Genomic DNA, 468 nt, shown 5'->3' on the forward strand with positions numbered 1-468 from the left:
GCAGGGACGCCGCAAGCGGCGGCCAGCGGCGCCAGGCTGAGGGAGACCTTGTCGCCCACCCCGCCCGTCGAATGCTTGTCCACCTTCACGCCCGGCGTGTCGGACAGGTCCAGGACCTCGCCGGACTCCAGCATGGCGCGGGCCCAGGCGCCCAGCTCCCGGGAGTCCATGCCCCGGAAGAAGACGGCCATGCACATGGCCGCCATCTGGTAGTCCGCCACCGTCCCCGCCGTATACGCCTCGATGAACGCACGGATGTCCGCCGGATCCAGCCGGCCGCCATCCCGCTTGGCCTTGATGAGCTCGTAGGGTTGCACGAGGCGAGCCCATAGCAGGAACCCACCCCTTCATGCACTCCGGGAAAGGGCGGGCATCTGGTAGATAAGCGCCTCATGATGCTCCGCCTCCACGTCCTCGCCCTCGCCGCCCTCCTGTGCGCGTGCTCCAAGCAGAAGGAAGAAGCGCCTC

The 468-nt window shown here is 68.6% G+C and carries 1 pseudogene; it reads right to left on the reverse strand.

From position 1 onward, the window contains the following. A pseudogene (locus G4D87_RS38615) lies at positions 1-317 on the reverse strand (thymidine phosphorylase); the annotation flags it as partial. Between the last annotated feature and the right edge of the window lie 151 nt (positions 318-468).

Source organism: Myxococcus vastator (assembly GCF_010894475.1).
Lineage (GTDB): Bacteria > Myxococcota > Myxococcia > Myxococcales > Myxococcaceae > Myxococcus > Myxococcus vastator.